Annotated in this window: 5 protein-coding genes and 2 tRNA genes; 5 read left to right on the top strand and 2 right to left on the bottom strand. The window is 64.8% G+C overall.

The features are described 5' to 3' along the window. Positions 1-357, bottom strand: a 357-nt coding sequence (locus tag WBQ44_RS16590) for an excalibur calcium-binding domain-containing protein (RefSeq protein ID WP_495567768.1), incomplete at its 3' end; no start/stop codon positions are given. Positions 358-499: 142 nt separating this feature from the next. Here WBQ44_RS16590 and WBQ44_RS16585 point away from each other — a divergent pair. Then, a complete protein-coding gene (locus WBQ44_RS16585) occupies positions 500-703 on the top strand; it encodes a DUF3072 domain-containing protein (protein WP_495567767.1) in 204 nt (67 codons plus the stop codon). Between the two features lie 194 nt (positions 704-897). Next, complete coding sequence (locus tag WBQ44_RS16580; RefSeq protein WP_495567766.1) at positions 898-1,935, top strand: alpha/beta hydrolase; 1,038 nt, start codon at positions 898-900, stop codon at positions 1,933-1,935. Between the two features lie 3 nt (positions 1,936-1,938). Here the strand turns inward: WBQ44_RS16580 and hisC are convergent, their stop codons facing one another. Continuing rightward, positions 1,939-3,000, bottom strand: coding sequence for a histidinol-phosphate transaminase (gene hisC / locus WBQ44_RS16575; RefSeq protein WP_495567765.1), 1,062 nt, complete (start codon positions 2,998-3,000; stop codon positions 1,939-1,941). Positions 3,001-3,092: 92 nt separating this feature from the next. Here hisC and WBQ44_RS16570 point away from each other — a divergent pair, with 92 nt between their 5' ends. From WBQ44_RS16570 to WBQ44_RS16560, 3 genes are all read left to right on the top strand, one after another. Further along, positions 3,093-3,845, top strand: a complete 753-nt coding sequence (locus tag WBQ44_RS16570) for a dienelactone hydrolase family protein (protein ID WP_495567764.1) — start codon at positions 3,093-3,095, stop codon at positions 3,843-3,845. 114 nt (positions 3,846-3,959) lie between these two features. After that, positions 3,960-4,049 (top strand) — tRNA-Ser (locus WBQ44_RS16565). Positions 4,050-4,112: 63 nt separating this feature from the next. Then, positions 4,113-4,185, top strand: a tRNA-Arg gene (locus tag WBQ44_RS16560). Positions 4,186-4,187 lie beyond the last annotated feature (2 nt).

Genomic DNA, 4,187 nt, shown 5'->3' with positions numbered 1-4,187 from the left:
GCCGATGCCGTCGTTGTCGCGATCCAGGTGCGGGCCGTAGCCGTACTCGTCGCGGTAGACGGGTGCTGCACCTGCGTCGCGGGCTTCGGTGCAGTTGCTGTACTGGAACGAGCTCGGGGCTGGCCGGGGTGCGGGCGCCGCCTGAGGTGCGGGAACCGGTGCAGGCGCCGCCTGAGGTGCGGGAGGTGCCGGCGCAAAGAAAGGCGGCGGCAGAATCGGGCAGAACTGCGCCGAGCCGCTGTGGCACAGGAAGTCGGTGATCGGGTCCGCGGCGGCAACGGCCGGGGTGCTCGCCATGGCGGCGGCGAGGACGAAGCCGCCGAGGCCGAGGCGGACGAGGGTGGTCTTGCGGGTCATGTGGTGCTCCTGAAACGAGGGGGGTGGGCCCCTGAATCTTCGGGGTGGTTGATTGAACAGTCAACGGATGTCATTCCGTCGAACGACGCGGTGCAGTGTCCGCAGAGTTTGAATGTCGGGACGAACGTGTATACCCGAACGTATGAGCGAAAACGATCAGGTCCAGCAGAACCCCGAGAAGGATCCCGAGAAATGGGTTACCGGCGGCGAACCGATGACCGGCCCACAGGAGAGCTACTTGAACACTTTGGCGCAGGAAGCCGGCGCAGAGGTGCCCGACGAACTCAACAAGGCCGAGGCATCGGAGATGATCGACAAACTGCAGGACGAGACCGGGCGCGGCTGACTCAACTTCCCAGCTCACCGGCCAGATTGGGACGCATCCCAAACAATCGGCGAAACTTTTGTCAGGACCTCATCGCGGCTACTGTGAGCGACTACACGGCTTGCGGCGCGAAACCTACTCCTGGGTTACGTTGTGGGACGGATGTAGTTCGTGTTGCGCCCAATGTGGCGCGGCGGGGGAGGATGGGAATTCAGATGCACCGTCGTGTTCTGGCAGCGCTGGGGGCAAGCTTTGCGCTGTCGATACTGGGGACCGGTGTGGTCGGGGCCCAGCCGCTACCGGGAACGGGAAGTTCTGACGGAGCCGCGCCCGTCATCGACGATCCGGCTTCGTCGCAGGCGGCGCGGATCGACCGAGTTGAGATGATCACGGACCGTCGTGCGGCGGTGTTCGTCGAGTCGGCCGCCATGAACAAGGTCGTTCAGGTGCAGGTACTGCTGCCCCGGGCTCAGTCGGTTTCGCGCCCCACGCTTTACGTCCTCGACGGCGTCAGCGCGGGCAAGGAGTCCAACTACGTCGAGAGCACGTGGACGCAGAAGACCGACATCGTCGACTTCTTCGCTGACAAGAACGTCAACGTGGTACTGCCGGTCGGTGGGTCGAGTAGTTACTACACCGACTGGAACGTCCCCGACCCCGTTCTCGGCGTCAACAAGTGGGAGACGTTCTTGACGTCCGAGCTGCCGCCACTGATCAATGCTCGTTTCTCGGGCAACGGCACCAACGCCATCGCGGGTGTGTCGATGGGCGCGCAGGCGGCCATGGATCTCATCACCCGCCACCCAGGTCTTTACAACGGTGTGGCTGGGCTGAGTGGTTGCTACGACAACTCACAGAACAACCTCAAGGATGCGGTGCGTGCCACGGTCGCCACCAATGGTGGCAATGCCAGCAACATGTGGGGTGAGAACTCCGACCCGCGTTGGGTCGAGCACGACCCGTCCCGCAACGCCGAGGCGCTGCGCGGCAAGGACATCTACATCTCCGTCGGCACGGGACTTCCCGGCCCGTACGAGTTGGGCCCCGGCGGGAGCGGCATCGAGGCAGCGGCCATGGGCGGCCCGCTCGAAGCGGCTGCTCTCTACTGCACCACGCTGTTCGACACCCGGTTGCGGTCGCTCGACATCCCGGCGACCGTCACCTACCGGCCGTACGGAATCCATCAGTGGCCCTACTGGCAGGACGATCTGCGCGAGGCATGGCCAACGCTGGAACGGGCACTGGACCTTTAGCGATCAGGACGCCGCGGTAGCGGCGTACTTCAGGAATGCGTCGTTCTCGTGCGGATCACCGATGGTGATCCGCACGCCGTCGTTTCCATAGGCGCGCAGCAGAACGCCTGCTTCCGCAGATCCATCGGCGAAGGGCATCGAACGCTCGCCGAGCGGCAGGAACACGAAGTTGGAGTCGGAACGCGGTACGTCGTAGCCCATCTCGAGCAGCACGTCGCGCACGCGTTCCCGCTCGACGACGAGGGCATCTGCACGCGCCAGCAGTTCGTCCTTGGCGGCGAGTGACGCCAGCGCAGCCTGCTGCGCGACCGAATTGACCGCGAAGGCGATGCGCACCTTGCCGAGCGCGGCAATGATCGCCGGATCGCCGACGGCGTAGCCGACCCGTAGCCCTGCGAGGCCGTACGCCTTCGAGAACGTGCGTAGAACGATGACGTTGCGACGCCCGCGTGCCAGCTCGACGCCGTCCGTGTACTCGCCGTCGGGACTTTCTCGCGCGTATTCGAAGTAGGCCTCGTCGAGGACGACGAGAACATGCGGCGGTACTGCGTCGAGGAACTTCTCCAACGCGGATCTGGCGACGACCGTTCCGCTCGGATTGTTGGGGTTGCACACGAACACGACGCGGGTGCGGTCCGTGATTGCGCCGAGCATGGCGTCGAGGTCGTGCACGTGATTGTCGGCGAGCGGCACCTGTACCGGCGTCGCCCCGGCCACGCGAGCGATGATCGGGTAGGCCTCGAACGAACGCCACGCGAAGACGACCTCGTCGCCCGGATCGCACGTGATCTGCACGACTTCCTGGCAGAGAGCGACCGACCCGTTGCCTGCGGTGACGTTCTTCGGTTCGACGTTCAACTCGGCGGCAAGTGCGGCGACGAGTTCCGTCGCCATGATGTCCGGGTAGCGGTTGACGTGTGCGACGGCTTCCGCGATCTTCTCGCGGACGCTCGGCAGCGGACCCTGGGTAGTTTCGTTGCTGGCCAGCTTGATCGCGCCTGGGAAGTTGCGTCCCGGCACGTAGACGGGAATGGCGTCGAGGTCGGTGCGAATGCGAGCGGTCACGCCCAACATTATGCGCCGGGCATCGGGTATCGGTTTGCGCGCGTCCGCCGGTAATCATGCGGGAGGCGGCGCTTCGGCACTATTTTGGTGTCATGTCGGAAATCATCGCGGATGTGGCAGTGCTCCGAGTCGACGCTGATTCCGGTGATGCGCCGGTCGACGCCGAGCAATCCCCTGCTGAGCAGCAGAAAGTGCCGCTGACTGCGGTCGAACCGGAAGGCGGTGTCCGGGGTGGCATCGTCGTGCTGCACGAATCACGTGAGGTTCCCGAATCACTTCTCGACCTGCTGCGAGCGCTCGCCGGCGAAGGATGGCTGGCGGTGGCGCCCGATCTGTTCCACCGCGAGGATGTTCCCGACGGCGACGAGGTCTTCGGTGACAACCTGTTCGCCGACTTCGATGCCACCTACGACTGGTTGACCTCCCGCGGCGTCTATCCCGACTGTGTGGGAGTCATCGGATTCGACGACGCCGGCACCGCGGCCCTGATCGTCGCCACCAACCGGCCGGTGGGTGCCGCAGTGAGCGTCGCCGCGGCTGGAATTCTCGAGCCGTTGAACGGCGATGCCGTCGCACTCGTCGACGCAGCGCCGTCGCTCCAGGCTCCCTGGCTCGGTCTCTACGGCGAGGACGACCCCTCGACCCCACCGGAGCACATCGAGGCGCTCCGCGAGGCAGCCACACGGGCGTCGGTGGCAACGAACGTCGTGAGCTACAGCGGTCGGAACCACCGTCCGGATGCGTCGCCGTCCCCGGGTAGTACAGAGGACCGCGATCCTGCTTCCGTGGCGCTCGACGAGGCGCAGTCGCGCATCTTCGACTGGTTCGACTCGTTCCTGCGCTGACGCTCCCCGGGCGATTCCGTCGGCTCTATCTGATGGGCTGACCAGCCGTTTTGCGTTGACGGCTCGACCGTGTGTAATCTCTTTCCTCGGCGGTCCGAGAGGGCCGGCAGCCTAGGAGGCGTGCCAGAGCGGCCGAATGGGAGTCACTGCTAATGACTTGACCCTTCACCGGGTCCGGAGGTTCAAATCCTCTCGCCTCCGCCACGCTGATTCGTGAGAATCAGTACGTAGTAGGGTTGGTTCGCGAGAACCAGCACAACTGAACACGCGCCCGTAGCTCAACGGATAGAGCACTTGACTACGGATCAAGAGGTTAGGGGTTCGAATCCCTTCGGGCGCACA

The sequence above is a fragment of the Rhodococcus sp. (in: high G+C Gram-positive bacteria) genome, assembly GCF_049591685.1.
Classification (GTDB): Bacteria; Actinomycetota; Actinomycetes; order Mycobacteriales; family Mycobacteriaceae; genus Rhodococcoides.
Note: the sequence above shows the minus strand (reverse complement) of the source record. Positions and strands in the feature narration are given on the sequence as shown.